The 16,761-nt window shown below is 71.8% G+C and carries 14 protein-coding genes; 6 read left to right on the forward strand and 8 right to left on the reverse strand.

The features are described 5' to 3' along the window. Positions 1 to 63: 63 nt before the first annotated feature. Positions 64 to 627: a helix-turn-helix domain-containing protein gene (locus tag FXF65_RS46330; RefSeq protein WP_222868880.1), complete on the reverse strand. Its 564-nt coding sequence runs from the start codon at positions 625 to 627 to the stop codon at positions 64 to 66. 262 nt (positions 628 to 889) lie between these two features. Here FXF65_RS46330 and FXF65_RS34400 point away from each other — a divergent pair, with 262 nt between their 5' ends. The 3 genes from FXF65_RS34400 (at position 890) to FXF65_RS34410 (ending at position 4,587) form a co-directional block, all read left to right on the forward strand. After that, positions 890 to 2,617, forward strand: a complete 1,728-nt coding sequence (locus FXF65_RS34400; protein WP_246199302.1) for an LCP family protein — start codon at positions 890 to 892, stop codon at positions 2,615 to 2,617. A gap of 67 nt (positions 2,618 to 2,684) precedes the next feature. Then, a complete protein-coding gene (locus FXF65_RS34405) occupies positions 2,685 to 3,494 on the forward strand; it encodes a thioesterase family protein (RefSeq protein ID WP_148354250.1) in 810 nt (269 codons plus the stop codon). Positions 3,495 to 3,594: 100 nt separating this feature from the next. Beyond that, positions 3,595 to 4,587 (forward strand): hypothetical protein, encoded by a 993-nt coding sequence (locus tag FXF65_RS34410; RefSeq protein WP_148354251.1) that lies wholly within the window; start codon positions 3,595 to 3,597, stop codon positions 4,585 to 4,587. A gap of 67 nt (positions 4,588 to 4,654) precedes the next feature. Here FXF65_RS34410 and FXF65_RS34415 read toward each other — a convergent pair whose 3' ends face one another. Then, positions 4,655 to 5,824, reverse strand: a complete 1,170-nt coding sequence (locus FXF65_RS34415; protein WP_148354252.1) for an acyl-CoA dehydrogenase family protein — start codon at positions 5,822 to 5,824, stop codon at positions 4,655 to 4,657. 114 nt (positions 5,825 to 5,938) lie between these two features. On the opposite strand from FXF65_RS34415, the gene FXF65_RS34420 reads away from it, so the two are divergent. Together FXF65_RS34420 and FXF65_RS34425 are read left to right on the forward strand one after the other, a co-directional pair. Next, positions 5,939 to 7,273, forward strand: coding sequence for a UDP-glucose dehydrogenase family protein (locus tag FXF65_RS34420; protein ID WP_148354253.1), 1,335 nt, complete (start codon positions 5,939 to 5,941; stop codon positions 7,271 to 7,273). Between the two features lie 40 nt (positions 7,274 to 7,313). Further along, positions 7,314 to 7,769, forward strand: a complete 456-nt coding sequence (locus FXF65_RS34425; RefSeq protein ID WP_148354254.1) for a CoA-binding protein — start codon at positions 7,314 to 7,316, stop codon at positions 7,767 to 7,769. A 16-nt stretch (positions 7,770 to 7,785) separates the two neighbouring features. Here the strand turns inward: FXF65_RS34425 and purE are convergent, their stop codons facing one another. Continuing rightward, a complete protein-coding gene (gene purE / locus FXF65_RS34430; RefSeq protein ID WP_148354255.1) occupies positions 7,786 to 8,289 on the reverse strand; it encodes a 5-(carboxyamino)imidazole ribonucleotide mutase in 504 nt (167 codons plus the stop codon). Continuing rightward, a complete protein-coding gene (locus tag FXF65_RS34435) occupies positions 8,286 to 9,473 on the reverse strand; it encodes a 5-(carboxyamino)imidazole ribonucleotide synthase (RefSeq protein ID WP_281288979.1) in 1,188 nt (395 codons plus the stop codon). Before FXF65_RS34435 ends, purE begins: the two co-directional genes overlap by 4 nt. A gap of 225 nt (positions 9,474 to 9,698) precedes the next feature. On the opposite strand from FXF65_RS34435, the gene FXF65_RS34440 reads away from it, so the two are divergent. Continuing rightward, positions 9,699 to 10,301 (forward strand): GtrA family protein, encoded by a 603-nt coding sequence (locus FXF65_RS34440; RefSeq protein ID WP_148354256.1) that lies wholly within the window; start codon positions 9,699 to 9,701, stop codon positions 10,299 to 10,301. 15 nt (positions 10,302 to 10,316) lie between these two features. Here the strand turns inward: FXF65_RS34440 and FXF65_RS34445 are convergent, their stop codons facing one another. The 4 genes from FXF65_RS34445 to treY form a co-directional block, all read right to left on the reverse strand. Further along, positions 10,317 to 11,588, reverse strand: coding sequence for an ATP-binding protein (locus tag FXF65_RS34445; protein WP_148354257.1), 1,272 nt, complete (start codon positions 11,586 to 11,588; stop codon positions 10,317 to 10,319). A 107-nt stretch (positions 11,589 to 11,695) separates the two neighbouring features. Beyond that, complete coding sequence (locus FXF65_RS34450; RefSeq protein WP_019629095.1) at positions 11,696 to 12,367, reverse strand: response regulator transcription factor; 672 nt, start codon at positions 12,365 to 12,367, stop codon at positions 11,696 to 11,698. A 171-nt stretch (positions 12,368 to 12,538) separates the two neighbouring features. Continuing rightward, complete coding sequence (treZ, locus tag FXF65_RS34455) at positions 12,539 to 14,332, reverse strand: malto-oligosyltrehalose trehalohydrolase (protein WP_148354258.1); 1,794 nt, start codon at positions 14,330 to 14,332, stop codon at positions 12,539 to 12,541. Next, entirely contained in the window at positions 14,329 to 16,761 is a 2,433-nt protein-coding gene (treY, locus tag FXF65_RS34460; protein WP_222868881.1) for a malto-oligosyltrehalose synthase, read from the reverse strand. The genes treZ and treY overlap by 4 nt, the downstream gene beginning before the upstream one ends.

Raw genomic sequence — 16,761 nt, forward strand, 5'->3', positions numbered from 1 at the left:
GACGGCGCCACGTTACTGCAAGGACACGAGGTCCAGGTAGCGAACGGACGGGTGTCGCCCACTTTAGATTGACATCCTCCCCCTCTTGGGAGAGGGGGATTTCAACCCGTGTGGGTTGTGGTTCACGGACGCTCGGACGGCGGGTGGCCGTTGTCGCCCCTCCGGCACCGGCCGGTGGCCGGGGGCGGGGTCCCGCCCTGTCCTGCCGCGATGTTGATGCTCGCGTTGTGGTCGGCGTTGCAGGTGAACCCGCAGGATACGCATTCGAAGTCGGCTTGGCTCTTGCGCGACTTCTTCTCGATCCATCCGCAGGCACTGCACCGCAGACTCGTTCTTGCGCCAGGTCGGCTCACCGAACCCGGCCGTGAACTTCGCGTTCTTGGCCTTGGCGAAATCCTTCAAAGCCTGCTGCTGCACATCGGCGTTTCCGGAGGCCAGCCACTCATTGTCCCGCCTGGCCTCGGTGAGCTGGCGGCACTGCTCGGCGAACCCCGGCGCCATCTTCCGGCCGTGCCTCCAGTGGGAGTACTGCTCGACGGCGAGGTTCCAGGCGTACCGGGCGTGCGCGCAGTGCTCCAGCATCCGCTGGGCCTGCGCGGGCGTCGGGTACAACCGGAATCGCGACACGCCGTCATCGTAACGACACACGGCGTAATATTGGCGAGGTTCGGAAACCTCGGAAGACATCCACGCCCGCCTGGCCGCCCAGGCGGAAGATGACTGGCGGTCCCAACTCTGAGATCCTGATCTACTTGAGGCCGCCCTCACCACCGCGGGGGACGGCGAATGGCCCTGAAGGCGATTCGTCTGTCCCTGCCACGCTAAGCCGGAGCGCGCATTCACCCCAGCCCTGAAAGGGTGGGAGCACCCTGCGCGGAAGGCAGGTGGAGTGGACTCGCGGCAGGACGACGTCTTCGGGAGGCGGGCGGCCGGTATGGCAGACGGGCACGACTCAGGTCGCGGCGCGACCGACCCACCGGACGGCGACCCGCTGGAGCGGTACTTCCGGCCGCGTCCCGGCGGCCGGGCGCCGGCGGGCGACGGCGACGACATCGAGGGCGTGACCATCGAGGGCATGCCCGCGCCGCGGGTGCCGGTGGAGGGTCCGCGCGGGCCGCGCCGCCCCGGCCGGGGGCTGAGCCCGCGCGCCGCGATGAGCGCCCGGCGGCAGAAGCGCTTCCTCACCCTGACCGGGGCGGCGTCGGTGTTCGTCCTGCTCACCTCGGGCGGGGCGTGGGCGTTCCAGAACTACGTCACCGGCATGCTCGACAAGGTGTCGGTGAACGGCCTCGGCCGCGGCAAGGACGCGCCGAAGGGCGCGATGACGATCCTCGTCGCCGGGGTCGACCGCCGCGACGGGCTGACGCGCGAGCAGCAGCGCGCGGCGAAGCTCGGGCACCAGCCGGGCGAGCGGTCCGACACGATGATGCTGGTCCACGTGTCGCGCGACCACGACAAGGTGTCGATCGTGAACCTGCCGCGCGACTCCTACGTCACCATCCCGGCGCACAAGTCGAACGGGTCGGAGGGGGCGAAGGGGGCGCAGATCCCGTCGCGTCCCGGCAAGCTCACGTGGGCGTACCAGTTCGGCGGGCCCGACCTCACGGTCAACACGATCAAGCGGGCGACGGGCGTGTCCATCGACCACTACGTCGAGGTGAACTTCTACGGCTTCGTCCGCATGGTGGACGCGCTCGGCGGCGTGGACGTGTGCACCGAGCAGGCCGTCAACGACCCGAAGAGCGGGCTCCAACTCCCGCCGGGCAAGTCGCACGTGGACGGGCTGAAGGCGCTCGCCTACTCCCGCGCCCGCTACACGCTGGCCGACGGCAGCGACCTCGGCCGCATCGACCGGCAGCAGCAGTTCATGGCGTCGATGATGAAGCAGGCGCTGTCGACGAAGACGCTCGGCGACCCGGTCAAGTCGACGAAGTTCCTGAACGCGGCGCTCAAGTCGCTGCGCGTCGACCCGAAGCTCGCCGACAACCTGCCGAAGCTCGCCGACCAGATGAAGAACCTGTCCACCGACAACCTGACGTTCGCGAAGATCCCGCTGTCGAACCCGGGGGCGAACGTCGTCATGTGGAACGCGCCGACCGCGCAGTCGGTCGTCCAGTGGGACGAGGGCAGGGCGCGCGACCTGTTCACCCGGATCCGGCGCGACCAGGCGGTCGCGGAGGAGCCGGAGAAGCCGTCCGCGAAACCGACGAACCCGGCGGAGAAGCCCGGCGACCAGCTCACCGTCCGGCCGGAGAACATCTCCGTCCGCGTCCTGAACGCGATCGGGACGCCGGGCCTCGCGACGAAGGCGGGCGGGCAGCTCCGCAGGCTCGGGTTCGGGGTGACGGTCGTCCCGGGCGTGGCGCGGCGGGGGCTCCAGACGACGCAGATCCAGTACGGGCCGGGCAAGGCCGACTCCGCCAAGACGCTGGCCGCCGCGATCCCGGGCGCCCGGCTGAAGGAGATCCCCTCGCTCGGGACGCGCGTCCAGGTCCTGGTCGGCGCGAACTGGGACGGCACGCGCCGCGTCGAGGTCAAGGGCGGCTCCCCGACCGGCACGCAGTCGCCGAAGCCGGGCATCGAGACGGGCACCGCCACCCAGAAGCTCTGCGGCTGACCCGGCCGACCCACCCGACCCGGCTCCGGCCTGATCTAGAGTGGCGTTCTAGACGGGAAGGAGCCCCATGAGCGACGACGCGCCGCCCGCCCCGGCGTTCTACGAGCCGCTCGGCGGCGGCCGGTTCGCCTCCACCCCGGCGACGGCGGGCCCGTGGTCGCCCGGCCTGCAGCACGGCGGACCGGTGTCCGGCCTGGTCGGACGGGCGTTCGAGCGGCACGACCCCGTCCCCGGCACGCGGATCGCGCGGGTGACGGTCGAGATCCTGAGCCCGGTCCCGGTGGCGGTGCTGGACGTCGCCGTCCGCGTCGTCCGGCCCGGTCGGCGGGTCGCGCACCTCGAAGGGGAGATCCGGCACGAGGGGCGGACGGTCGTCCGCGCCACCGCCTGGCGGATCCTCGCCGCGCCGGAGCGGCTGGAGCCCGTCGTGCACGCGCCCGGCCCGCCGCCGCTGCCCGGCTCGACTCCCCCGTTCGGCGACTGGGCGGACCTGCACGTCGGCGGCTACGTCGCCGCGATGGAGTGGCGTCCGGTCGAGGGGCACTTCACCCGGCCGGGCCCGGGGACGATCTGGGCGCGGCCGCGGGTGCCGCTGGTCGCGGGCGAGGCCGACACGCCGCTGGTGCGGGCGCTCACCCTGGCCGACAGCGCGTCCGGCGTCGGCAGCCAGCTCGACCTGGCCAAATGGCTGATCATCAACACGGACGTGACGGTCGCGCTGCACCGCGACCCGGTCGGCGAGTGGCTGTGCATGGCCGCCTCGCTGGACGCGAGCCCCGGCGGCAGCGCGCTGTGCCAGGCGACGCTCGCGGACGCCTCCGGCGAGTTCGGCCGGGCGCTGCAGACGATGCTCGTGGACGAGCGCCCACCCGCCTGACCCTCCGACACGGCCCCCCTCCATGACTCTTGAATCTTGATCGATTACTCTGGGTAGCAAGACCGTGACAGAGAGAGATCACTCGTCAGGAGTCCAAAGGATGTCGACAAGGATTCTCGGCCTGCTCACCGCGACCACCGCGGCGCTGGCGATCAGCGCCTCCATGGGGGGCACCGCCTTCGCGGAGCCGCCGCCCGCACCGCCCGGCGCGGAGTCCGCGCCCGGCGCCGCGCCGGGCTCGGACCCGGCGGCGGCGGACGCACCGGAGGCGGGCCAGCAGCCCGGCCAGGACACGGGACAGCAGAGCCAGCAGAACGGCCAGGAAGCCGGGCAGCAGCCCGCGCAGCCCGGCCAGGAGACCGGACAGGAAGCGGGCCAGCAGCCGGGCCAGGAGGCCGCGCAGCAGGACCCGCAGGCCGGACAGCAGAACGGGCAGCAGGCCAGCCCGGACGCCGGTCAGGAAGCCGCTCCGCAGGACCAGCAGAACCAGCAGAACCCGCAGGACCAGCAGCAGGCGGCGCAGCAGAACGGCCAGCAGGCCGCCCAGCCCGCCGCCGACCAGCAGCCCGGCCAGCAGAACGGCCAGCAGTCCGGCCAGGAGGCGGCGCAGCCCGCCGCCGACCAGCAGGCGGCCGCCAACCAGCAGCCCGCGGCGGACCAGCAGGCCGCGGCCAACCAGCAGCCCGGCGCCGAGCAGCAGCCTGCCGCACAGCAGGCCGCCGCGCAGCAGGCCGTCCAGCAGGCCGCGCAGCAGAACGCCGCGCAGCCCGGGTCCGAGCAGCAGCAGGGGCGGCCCGCCGCCCAGCCGCCCGCGAAGGACGGCACCAACCTGGCGGCCTGTCTGGACGCCAACTGCGAGGTGCAGGTCCGCGACGGCCAGAGCATCGCGTTCGACAAGAAGTACGGGATGGCTCCGGTCCATGTCGGGGTGCGCGGTCACCAGGTGACCTTCACCGCCCAGAACGGGAACTCCAGGAACACCGCGTCGATCGACGCCTCGTCGCCGAACTCGGCCGCGTCGTACAACGGCGTGACGCTCCGCCCGCGCATGGCGCCGGACGGCAGCGTGATCCTCACCATCTCGCGCGACTAGCGCGAGGGTTGAACGCCGAAGGTCCCTGCCCGCGCGACGGGTGGGGGCCTTCGACTGTGCGACCCGGCTACTTGAGGAGTTGGCGGGCGATGACCATGCGCTGGATCTGGTTGGTGCCCTCGTAGATCTGGGTGATCTTGGCGTCGCGCATCATCCGCTCCACCGGGAACTCCCGCGTATACCCGAACCCGCCCAGCAACTGCACCGCGTCGACCGTGACGTCCATCGCCACATCCGAGGCCAGCGCCTTGCACGCCGACGACACCAACGTCAGGTCCCGAACCCTCTCACCCAGCATCGCCCGCTCGGACTTGATCGCCGCGTGATAGGTCAGCTGCCGCGCACCCTCCAACCGCATCGCCATATCGGCCAGCATGAACTGCACACCCTGGAAATCAGCGATCGGCTTGCCGAACTGGCGGCGCTCCTTCACATACCCCAGCGCGAAATCCAACGCCCCCTGCGCGATCCCCAGCGCCTGCGCGGCAATGGTGATCCGGGTATGGTCCAAGGTCGCCAGCGCCGTCTTGAACCCGGTCCCCTCCGCCCCGATGATCCGATCGGCCGGGATCCGCACATCCTCCAAGATCACCTGGCGGGTCGGGGAGCCCTTGATGCCGAGCTTGCGCTCCTTGGGCCCGAACGACACACCCGCATCGCCCTTCTCCACCACGAACGCCGAAATCCCCCGCGCACCCGCACCCGGATCGGTCACGGCCATCACCGTGTAATACTCCGACTCCCCCGCATTGGTGATCCACATCTTCGTGCCGTTCAGCACCCAGGAATCACCGTCACGCACCGCGCGGGTCTTCATCCCCGCCGCGTCCGACCCCGCCTCAGCCTCCGACAGGGCATAGGAGAACATCGCCTCACCACGCGCCACCGGCCCCAGATACCGCCGCTTCAACTCCTCCGACCCCGACAACAGGACCGGCACCGTGCCCAGCTTGTTCACCGCCGGGATCAACGACGACGACGCGCACGCACGCGCCACCTCCTCGATCACGATCACCGTGGCCAGCGCGTCCGCCCCCGCACCGCCGTAGGCTTCGGGCACGTGCACCGCATGCAACCCGGCCGCCACCAGCGCCCCAAGCGCCTCGGCCGGGAACCGCGACTCCTCGTCCACCACCGCCGCGAAAGGAGCGATCTTGGCATCGGCCAACTCACGCACCGTCCCCCGCAGCAACTCGTGCTCGTCCGACGGCGCGTACGCGGGAAAATCAGAAGTCATGGCGCCGATGCTACCGGCGAGTAGACATGCTCGGACGGCGGAGACGACGACCTGTGGCGGGCACGTGACAATTGAGGCCGCGAGTCGGCGACAGCGAATCGAAAGGAGCGGGCCGTGTCCTACCGGCTGACGGTCATCGGAACCGGGTACCTCGGGACCACCCACGCGGCCTGCATGGCCGACCTGGGCTTCGAGGTGCTCGGCCTGGACGTGGACGGGCCGCGCATCGCCCGGCTCGCGGCGGGCGACCTGCCGTTCTACGAGCCCGGCCTGGAGCCGGTGCTCCGCCGCGGGCTGGAGAGCGGGCGGCTGCGCTTCACCACGTCCTACGAAGAGGCGGCGGAGTTCGGCGACGTCCACTTCCTGTGCGTCGGGACGCCGCAGAAGGCCGGGGAGTACGCGGCCGACCTCCGCTACGTGGACGCCGCCGTCACCACCCTCGCGCCGCTGCTCGACCGGCCCTGCCTGATCGTCGGCAAGTCCACGGTGCCGGTCGGGACGGCCGCCCGGCTCGCCGAGATCCTGGCCGACACCGCGCCCGCGGGCGGCGACGCCGTCCTCGCCTGGAACCCCGAGTTCCTGCGCGAGGGGTTCGCCGTCCAGGACACCCTGCACCCGGACCGGATCGTCGCCGGGCTGCCCGCCGAGCAGGGCGCGGCCGAGCACGCCGAGAAGGCGCTGCGCGAGGTCTACCGGACGATGCTCGGCGCGGGCACCCCGTTCATCACCACCGACTACCCGACCGCCGAGCTGGTCAAGGTGTCGGCCAACGCGTTCCTCGCCACCAAGATCTCGTTCATCAACGCGATGGCGGAGGTGTGCGAGGCCGCGCACGCCGACGTGACGAAGCTCTCCGAGGCGCTGTCGCACGACGACCGGATCGGCGGCAAGTTCCTCGGCCCGGGGCTCGGCTTCGGCGGCGGCTGCCTGCCGAAGGACATCCGCGCGTTCATGGCCCGCGCGGGCGAGCTCGGCGCCGACCAGGCGCTCACCTTCCTGCGCGAGGTCGACGAGATCAACATCCGGCGCCGGATCCGGATGGTGGACCTCGCCCGCGAGCTGCTCGGCGGCTCGTTCGCCGGACGGACGGTCGGCGTCCTCGGCGCCGCGTTCAAGCCGAACTCCGACGACGTCCGCGACTCGCCCGCGCTGGACGTCGCCGCGTCCATCCGCGCGCAGGGCGGCAGGGTGACGGTGTACGACCCGCAGGCGATGCCGAACGCGCGGGTCGCGCAGCCGTCCCTGGCCTACGGCGACTCGGCGCTGTCGGCCGCGCGCGACGCGCACGTCGTCCTGCTGCTGACCGAGTGGGCCGAGTTCCGCGACATGGAGCCGTCCGCGCTGGCCGAGGCGGTCGCGGAGCGCAACATCGTGGACGGCCGCAACGCCCTCGACCCCGAGCGGTGGCGGGCCGCGGGCTGGAACTACCGGGCCCTCGGACGTCCTTGAAAACGGAACTAAACGGACGGCGGGCGCTGTTGACGCGGACATGACGGATTCTCTCGCCACCCCTCCGGCCGACCCGTCCGCCGACCCCTACGCCGAGCTCGCCGTGATCCGGCGGCTGCTGCACGAGTCCAGGACGTGGGCGTTCGTCGGCCTCGGCGACAACCCCGACCGCGAGGTGTACACCCAGGCCGGGCTGCTGCAGAAGCGCGGGAAGCGGATCATCCCCGTCCATCCGAAGGCGGCGGACGTCCTCGGGGAGAAGGGCTACGCCTCCCTCGCCGACGTGCCGGACGCGTCCGGGATCGACGTCGTGGGCGTCTACCGCCGCGCCGAGCACGCCGGGGAGGCCGTGGACGAGGCGATCGCGGCGGGCGCGAAGGCCGTCTGGCTGCCGCTCCAGGTGATCGACGAGGCGGCGGCGAAGCGCGCGAAGGACGCCGGGCTCGACGTCGTCATGAACCGCTGCCCCGCCGTCGAATGGGCCCTCCGCCGGTGACGGCGGAGGGCGACGCTCAGAGCCGCTCTCGGAGCCGCTCGCCCTTCGCCTTGGCCTGGCCGTAGAGGTCGCGCTGGAAGTCCTTCATCCTGGCGCGCAGCGCCTCGTCCGACGCGGCCAGGATGCGGACGGCCAGCAGCCCCGCGTTGCGCGCCGCGCCGACCGCGACCGTCGCGACCGGGACCCCGGCGGGCATCTGGACGATCGAGAGCAGCGAGTCCATCCCGTCGAGGTACTTCAGCGGGACGGGCACGCCGATCACCGGCAGCGGCGTCACCGACGCCAGCATCCCCGGCAGGTGCGCCGCGCCGCCCGCGCCCGCGATGATCACGCGCAGCCCGCGGGCCGCCGCGTCCTCGCCGTAGGCGATCATGTCGTGCGGCATCCGGTGCGCGGACACGACGTCGGCCTCGTGGGGGACGTCGAACTCCGCGAGCGCGCGTGCCGCGTCCTCCATGACGGGCCAGTCGGAGTCGCTGCCCATGACCACGCCGACCAGCGGCGCCCGGCCGTCGGTCATCGCCGTCCCTCCCGCTCCGCGAGCGCCTTGCCCCAGCGCAGGAAGCCCGCCGCGTGCCGGGCGCGCTCGCGCAGGTCGGCGAGGTCGTCGCCGAGCACCGTCACATGGCCGATCTTGCGTCCGGGACGCGACTCCTTGCCGTACATGTGCACCTTGACGCCCGGGTCGTGGGCCATCACGTGGAAGTAGCGGGAGTGGACGTCCGGGTCGTCGCCGCCGAGCACGTTCGCCATCACCGTGTAGCGGGCGGTGGGCTCGGTGGAGCCGAGCGGCAGGTCGAGGACGGCGCGCAGGTGCTGCTCGAACTGCGACGTGCGGGCGCCCTCGATCGTCCAGTGGCCGGAGTTGTGCGGGCGCATCGCCAGCTCGTTCACCAGCAGCCCGGCGTCGGTCTCGAACAGCTCGACGGCGAGCAGCCCGGTGACGCCGAGCCCGTCGGCGACGGCGAGCGCGAGCCGCTGCGCCTCGGCGGCGAGGTCGCCGGACAGGCCGGGCGCGGGCGCGATCACCTCGGTGCAGATCCCGCCCTCCTGGACGGTCTCCACGATCGGGTACGCGGCGCCCTGCCCGTACGGGGAGCGGGCGACGAGCGCGGCCAGCTCCCGCCGGAACGGGACGTGCAGCTCCGCCATCAGGTCGACGCCCTCGGCCAGCAGCCGCGGCACGAGGTCGGCGGCCTCGCCGGAGTCGGCGGCGATCCAGACGCCCTTGCCGTCGTAGCCGCCGCGCGTCGCCTTCAGCACCACCGGCCAGCCGTGCTCGGCGGCGAACGCTTCGAGGATGTCCAGCGCGCCGGCGGCCGGGATGTGCGCGTACGCCGGGCACGGGACGCCCATCCCGCTGAGCCGCTCGCGCATGACCAGCTTGTCCTGGGCGTGGGCGAGGGCGGCGGCGCCCGGACGGCACGGCACGCCCGAAGCCTCAAGCTCCCGGATGTGCGGCCCTGGGACGTGCTCGTGGTCGAACGTCACGACGTCGCAGCCCTTGGCGAAGGACAGCAGGTCGTCGAGGGAGCGGTCGTCGCCCACCCGCACGTCGGAGACGGCCTTGGCGGCCGAGTCGTCCGCCGCGCCCGCGAGGACGCGGAGCGACACGCCGAGGGCGATCGCCGCCTGCTGGGTCATCCGGGCGAGCTGGCCCCCGCCCGCCATCCCCACGACGGGTGTGTCAGCCGGATACGTCACCTGTGCAGCGTATCGGCCGACCGGCGTGAACGAACCCGCCGGACCCCGCGTCGAACCCTGGTGTGTGGGGATCGCGACAATGGGCAAGGAACGCACGGACGACGTGAAACGTTCATGTTCCGACGTCCTGGCGCGCGCGGGCGTCTATCCTCGTGATGCCTCCGCAGGCGCCGCGGCCTGTCCGCCGCGGCGCAGAGACGAAGTCCGGAAGGACGGTTCCCCTTCGTGAGCCTGGTCGCCAAGATCCATCGGCAGTTCGCGCACCTCGTGCGGGAGCTGGCCAAGTTCGGCAGCGTGGGCGCGATCGCGTTCGTCATCACCTTCGGGATCGGCAACGGCCTGCACACCGGCCTCGGGATGGGCCCGCTGACGTCCAACGGCATCGCCACCGTGGTCGCCACGACGTTCGCCTACCTGGCGAACCGGTACTGGACGTTCCGGCACCGCGACCGCACCGGCCTCGGCCGCGAGTACGTCCTGTTCTTCGCGCTGAACGGCGTCGGGCTGGTCATCACCGAGCTGTTCATCGGGTTCTCGCACTACGTCCTCGGGCTGAGCGGCGCGGTCTACTACAACGCCGCCCTGGTCATCGGGACGGGCTTCGCCACCCTGTTCCGCTTCTGGTCGTACAAGAAGTGGGTGTTCCTGCCGTCCAGCGCGCCGCAGGTCGACCCGGCGTCCGGGCTGCCGGAGGCCCCGGCCGCGCCCGGCGCGCACCGCGCGCAGCCGAACGGACAGCCGCACGGACAGCAGGGCCCGGCCCCGCGGCTCGGCCACCCGCTCGACGCGCGCCACGCCGAGGACTACGCCCAGTTCACCCGCCGCTGAGCTAGCGGAGCCCGCTCACGCGGGGCCCATCACGACGCGCTCCTCCGCCAGCCGGGCCTGCTCGGTCTGGCGCAGGAACACCCCGAACACGGCCGGACGCGACTGGATCAGCTCCAGCCGCCCGCCGTCCACCATCGCGAGGGAGCGGGCCAGGTAGAGCCCGAGGCCGGTGCCCCGGCCGCCGCTGACGCTGCGCTCGAAGATCCGCGGCTCCAGCTCGGCCGGTATCCCGGCGCCCTCGTCGCCGACCTCGACGACCACCGAGCTGACGCCCGGCTTGGTGTGGATGGTCACGGTGCCCGCGCCGTGCATCAGCGAGTTGTCGAGCAGCGTCGCGACGATCTGGGAGAGGCCCTCGGGGTTGGTCATGCCGACGAGGCCCTGCTCGCCGACGATCCGCACGTCCCGGCCGTCCCGCCGGAAGATGGGCCGCCACTCCTCCACCTGCTGGGCGATGATCTCGTCGATGGGCGAGGCGATCGCGGCGCCGGTCCGGTCGTGCCGGGCGCGGGCGAGCAGCTGCTCGACGACCGCGACGAGCCGCTCGGCCTGCGCGACGGCCGCGGCGCCCTCCTCCCGGACGACGTCCGGGTAGTCGGCGGCGTCGATCATCTCCTCCAGCCGCATGGACAGCGCGGTCAGCGGCGTGCGGAGCTGGTGGCTCGCGTCGGAGGCGAACTCGCGGCTCGCGGCGAGTAAGTCGGCGATCCGGACGGCGCTGCGGTCCAGCACCTCGGCGACCCGGTCGACCTCGGGGATGCCGTAGCGGCGGCGGCGCGGCCTGGCGTTGCCGCTGCCGAGCCGGTCGGCGGTCTCGGCGAGGTCGACGAGCGGGACGGTCAGCTTGCGGGCCTGCACCATCGCGAGGCCGACGGTCAGCGCGACGCCGAGCAGCGCGAGGCTGCCGATGAACAGCATCCGCCGCATCGCGTCGTCGCGGATCTCCGCCTCCGGCCGGGACACCCGCACGCGCACCGCGCCGTTCGACCGGTCCGCGGACAGCACGGGCCCGCGGCGCCGCGGCCCGGCGGTGAGCGTCCGGCCGTCCGGCATGACGATCGACACGTGCCGCCCCGGGTACTCCCGCGCGATCATCGCGCCGGTGACGGGACGGTTCGACTCCAGGCTGAAGCCGACGCCGACGGCGATGGACGACGCCTCCCGGTCGAGCGACCGGCTCTCCTTCTCGTAGGAGAGTCTGTGGGCGAAGTAGGTGAGGGGTATGCCGAGCGACAGGATCGCGACCACCGCCACCGCGAGCGTCGACAGGAGGAGTCGGCGCCTCATCAGGGCTCCTTCAGGGGTGGGGCCACGGACCGCGCGGCAGGGACCCGGCGCCTCTCGGGAAGGCGCCGGGACGACCCGCGCGACCGTGGCGGCCGGTAGGGCGTGCCCTAGTCGCCGCGCTCGAACCGGAAGCCGACGCCCCGCACCGTCGTGATGTAGCGGGGGCTGCCGGCGTCGTCGCCGAGCTTGCGGCGCAGCCAGGAGATGTGCATGTCGAGCGTCTTCGTGGAACCCCACCAGTTGGTGTCCCACACTTCGCGCATGATCTGTTCGCGGGTGACGACCTTGCCCGCGTCGCGGACGAGGACCCGCAGCAGGTCGAACTCCTTGGTCGTGAGTTGGAGCTCCTGGTCGCCCATCCAGGCGCGGCGCGACTCGGCGTCGATCCGGACCCCCTGGACGATCGGGGTCTCGGTGCTGCCGCGGCGCAGCAGCGCCCGCACCCGGGCCAGCAGCTCGGCCAGCCGGAACGGCTTGGTCACGTAGTCGTCGGCGCCCGCGTCCAGCCCGACGACGGTGTCGACCTCGTCGGCACGCGCGGTCAGGATCAGGATGGGCACGCCGTGCCCTTCGGCCCGCACCCGGCGGGCCACCTCAAGGCCGTCCAGCTCGGGTAGGCCGAGGTCCAGGACGATCAGGTCCACCCCGCCGCCGAGCGCCCGCTCCAGCGCCTGCGGGCCGTCCGGGCTGACTTCGACGGTGTACCCCTCGCGCCGCAGCGCGCGGGCGAGAGGCTCGGAGATGGACGTGTCGTCCTCGGCGAGCAGTACTGAGGTCATGAACCGATCGTATGACCATTCTTGAACATTGCCCGGCTGCCGCCGCGCTCTTGACCTGCGGTTTGCCACTCGTAGTACATCCTCGAACACCGCTTTTCAGGCGGAATCGGGATGCAGTCCACATCCCGCCTGGGGCCCGTCGCCGCCGGTCAGCCGACGATCAGCCGCCGGTCAGCCGACGATGGCCGCGGAGGCGGCCGGAAGTTCGAGCGCGGCGGTTCCGGAATCGCCGATCATGTCCGCGTCCAGGCGGATTGCCGGGTCTGACGCGAGCAGGAGGCGGGGCGGCGGCGCGCCGGGATCGGACGCCGGGAGCACGAGGGGCACGTCGCCGACGTTCGCCGCGACGCGGATCGGACCGCGCCGCATGATCAACCAGCGGGCCCCGTCGTCGCCGGTCTCGACGGTCGTCTCCGTGAGGCGCGGATCGTTCAACTCGGGGCGGGAGCGGCGGAGCGCGATCAGCGCCCGGTGCCATTCCAGCAGGTCTTGGTGGTGCGGCAGATCGGGCTCGGTCCAGTCGAGGACGGACCGCCGGAAAGTATCCACAGCCTGTGGATCGGGGACGTCGCCCGTCCAGCCGTGCCGCGCGAACTCGCGGCGGCGTCCCTCGCTGACGGCGCGCCCCAGTTCGGGGTCCTGATGGTCGGTGAAATAGCACCACGGCGTGGACGCGCCCCATTCCTCGCCCATGAAGAGCATGGGCGTGAAAGGCGCGAGCAGGAGCAGCGCCGCGCCGACCTTGAGCAGGCCGGGCGGCGCACCCGCGTCAGCGTCGGCCAGGACGGCGCCGAGCCGGTCGCCGGTCGCCCGGTTGCCGATCTGGTCGTGGTTCTGGAGGAAGCCGACGAACCGGTGCGCGGGCGTTTTCAGGACGTCCACCGGACGCCCGTGGCGACGGCCCCTGTAGGTCGACCAGGTCCCGTCGTGGACGAACACGTTCGTCAGCGCCTTCTTGAGGGTTTCCAAGGCGCCGAAATCGCAGTAGTAGCCCTGCCTCTCGCCGGTGAGCGCGGCGTGCAGGGCGTGGTGGAAGTCGTCGCTCCATTGCGCGTCGAGGCCGTATCCGCCCGCCTCCCTGGACGTCACCAGGCGCGGGTCGTTCAGGTCGGATTCGGCGATGAGGAACAGTTCGCGTCCGAGATGCGCCGAAAGGCCCGCCACCGCGCCCGCGAGTTCTTCGAGGACGTGCACCGCCCCGAGGTCGGTGATGGCGTGGACGGCGTCGAGCCGCAGCCCGTCGAAGTGGTAGTCGCGCAGCCACATCAACGCGTTCTGCACGACGAAGGCGCGCACTTCCTCCGAGCCTTCCTGGTCGAAGTTGACCGCGTCGCCCCATGGTGTCGGGTGTGTGCTGGTGAAATACGGGCCATATCCGGCGAGGCGGTTTCCGTCCGGGCCAAGGTGGTTGTAGACGACGTCGAGGATCACCGCGAGCCCGCGCGCGTGGGCGGCGTCGACGAAACGCTTGAGCGCATCCGGGCCGCCGTACGGCTCGTGCGGCGCCCACAGGTGAACACCGTCATATCCCCATCCGTGTTTTCCGGGAAAGGACGCGACGGGCAGGATCTCCACCGCGTCTACCCCGAGCGCGACGAGATGGTCGAGTCGTTCGGTGGCTGCGTCGAACGTCCCCTCGGGCGTGAACGTGCCTACGTGCATCTCGTACAGGACGCTTCCGGGGAGGGGACGTCCGTGCCAGTGCTGGTCCGTCCAAGCGAACTGGTCGTGGTCGTAGACGCGGCTCAACCCATGGACGCCCTGCGGCTGCCATGGCGAGCGGGGGTCGGGCAGCACTTCGTCCGCGTCGTCCAAGACGAACCCGTAGTCGGTGCCAGGCGCGGTGCCCGCGACATCCACTTCCCACCAGCCGGACGGTGATGCGTCCATGGAATGCCGGACGCCGTCTGCCTCGACCTCCACACGCCCGGCAGACGGCGCCCACACCTCGAACCGCGTGCTCACCGATCGATCTCCCGGGGGACGAGCAGCGCGACGGGCAGCGTCTCGAACAGCCGTCCGGCGTCCAGGATCGGGCCCATGTGGGTGCAGCCGGTGAGGACGTCCCGCCAGCCCTGGTGGGCGACGTCGACCCTCGTCCCGGACCAGCCGCCCTTGCGTTCCAGGCCGACCGGCAGGCGCGTCGCCAGCGCGACGGCCTCGCCGCGGGCGAACCCGACGACGTGCTCGGCGGCGGGCCCGCGCGAGGTGATCGGCTCGTGCCGGGAGCCGGGCCCGAACCACTCGGGATGGGCCCGGCGCAGCCGCAGCGTCCGCGACGTGACGAGGAGCTTCTCGTCGTCGACCTCCTTCGGCTGGCGTCCGGTGTCGAGCCGCAGGAGGTGCTCGCGGCGCCGCCCGTAGTCGACCGGCCGCCGGTTGTCGGGATCGACCAGCGCGAGCCCGGTCAGCTCGCAGCCCTGGTAGACGTCCGGGACGCCCGGCATCGCCAGTTGGACGAGCTTCTGCCCCAGCGTGTTGTACCGCGCGTAGGGGGCGAGTCTGCGCACGAACGAGGTCATGTCGGTGATGAGGTCGGGGTCGGCCAGGACGCCCCGCGCGTATTCGAGGACGGCACGCTCGTACGCGGGGTCGTGGTCTGTCCACGACGTGCGTGTCTTGGCCTCGCGCATCGCCTTGGTGAGGAATTCCTCCAGGCGTCCGATGGTGAGGGGCCAAGCGCCGACGAGCGTCTGCCAGAGCAGGTATTCGAGATCAGGCTCCAGAGGAGATGGGCTCGGACCCCAGTTCCGCCACCGTTCGACGGCCTCCGTCCATTCGACGGGAAGTTCGGACAGCACGGACAGCCACGCCCGTACGTCCTCTTCCCGTTTGGTGTCGTGCGTGGACAGCGTGGTCATCGTGGACGGCCAGTCCCTCGCCGTCCTTATACAGAACGCGTGGAAATTCTCGGGGCTGACCGAGAAGCGCTCCGGGTCGCCGCCCACCTCGTTCAGCGCGGCCATGCGGTTCCACCGGTAGAACGCCGTGTCCTCGACGCCCTTGGCCGCCAGGGGCGCGGACGTCTGCTGGAACCGGACGATGAACTCGGCATCGGTGCGCTCGCCACGTCCGAGGGCCAGTTCCACGACGAATTCGAGATCCGCGTGCATTTCCTCTGGCAGATGCGCGCGGGCACGGCCTGCCGCCTCGTCCAGGACGTCGATGGCCGATTGCGACGGGTCCTGTCCAGGGACGACGTACGCGCGGTAAACGGGCATGGCGACGAGCAACTCGACCAAAGCCCGCTCCAGACCAGGACGGCGTTCACCCACCACTCTCTGGAGGACGCCCTGAAGCCGCTCTATCTCCGGCTTCAATCCATGCGTCGCGACGTACCGGCGTGACTCGTACTCCACGTCCGCGAAGTCGTGCGGGCCGCCCGTCAGCGCGACGTAGTAGTCGGTGAGCGGCCTCTCCCCGGCCGGGTCGACGAACAGCCCGCCGACCATGCCGAGCGCGTCGTAGCCGGTGGTGCCCGCGCACGGCCAGTCGGGCGGCAGCCGCTCCTCCCCCGCCGTGATCTTCTCGACCAGCAGCCACGCGCCCTGCGCCTTCTCCGACAGCCGCCGCAGGTAGCCGCGCGGGTCGGCGAGGCCGTCCGGGTGGTCGACGCGCAGGCCGTCCACGTGGCCCTCCTCGACCAGGTTCAGCAGCAGGGCGTGCGTGCGCTCGAAGACCTCCGGGTCCTCCTGGCGGAGCCCGATCAGGCCGGAGATGTCGAAGAAGCGGCGGTAGTTGGGCTCGCCCTCGCCGGGTGGGACGATCCGTCCGCCCCCGGCCGTCCAGTCCACGTCGAACCACTTCGCGAACGGCGAGGACGGCCCGTCCGCGAGGACGGCGGCGAACGGCAGGTTCAGATCGGGCGGCGACGGGATCGCCATGTGGTTCGGGACGACGTCCACCAGCAGTCTCAGCCCGTGCGCGCGGAACCGGGCCGCCATCGCGCCGAACGCCTCCGACCCGCCGAGCTCCGCCGAGAGCCGGGAGTGGTCGATCACGTCGTAGCCGTGCGTGGAGTCGGGCGCGGCTTGCAGGATCGGCGACAGGTAGACGTGCGACACGCCGAGGGAGGCCAGGTAGGGGGCGAGCGCGGCGGCCTCGGCGAAGCCGAAGCGGCCCTCCGGCGTGCCGCGCAGCTGGAGCCGGTAGGTGCCGGACGGCGGCGCGGCGGCCTCGTCTTCCGCGGGGACGCCTCCGTGCTTGCCGATGCTGTGCCTGCCGGTTCTGCTCTTGGCGGTCAGGTGCTCTTCGTCCAGGTGGTCCTCGGACACGGTCTCCTCACCAGGGGGTTCGCCGGGGAGCGGCTCGTCGGGAGCGGGTTCGGCGTACGTGTCGTGCGGGTCGGGCAGGTCGTGCAGGTCGTGCGGGTCGTCGGTGAAGGCGGAGGTCAC

Source organism: Actinomadura syzygii (assembly GCF_008085905.1).
Taxonomy (GTDB): domain Bacteria; phylum Actinomycetota; class Actinomycetes; order Streptosporangiales; family Streptosporangiaceae; genus Spirillospora; species Spirillospora syzygii.